Annotated in this window: 1 pseudogene; it reads left to right on the forward strand. The window is 51.2% G+C overall.

Annotated features, from left to right (window positions below):
• Positions 1-105: 105 nt before the first annotated feature.
• Positions 106-477 (forward strand): annotated as a pseudogene (locus tag SFC07_RS13245) (hypothetical protein); the annotation flags it as partial.

A 477-nucleotide genomic window follows, 5' to 3' on the forward strand; every position in this document is an offset into this window, starting at 1 on the left:
GTTCGAAAAAATTTTCGTTCAAACTATTGCTACCGAATATTTAAGCGACTAAAATAGGGGTTAGATTGCAGTCGGGGGACACTTAGTTAAGGAAAGGGGGCAGCAATGACCATCGCGCACCATGTTGATGCACTTGATACACACTTCAAAGCACTTATTGCTGCCCTCCAAGCAGATATGTCTGCAGAGATGTTTAACCAGTGCGAGGCAGATATCGCCCGCCTAGAACACGTCATCAACCAGCGAGGTGTCATCAACGCTGCGGTAGCGGTCATGGCTGAGCGTGCCAATGCGGGCGCTAGGGTGGGGTCAGCGAAAACAGTGGACTACCTGGTGGAGCGATTAGGGGTTTCTCGGGTTGAGGCATATCAGCGAATGTCATTGGGGAAGTCATTATTCCCGGAGGAGAAACCTGCCACACCTGCTGACCCTGTTGTTCCTGGTGTTCTTGGTGGTGCTCAGGACGTTGATCCTGCT

The sequence above is a fragment of the Corynebacterium callunae genome, from assembly GCF_046592015.1.
In the GTDB taxonomy this organism is placed as follows: domain Bacteria; phylum Actinomycetota; class Actinomycetes; order Mycobacteriales; family Mycobacteriaceae; genus Corynebacterium; species Corynebacterium callunae_A.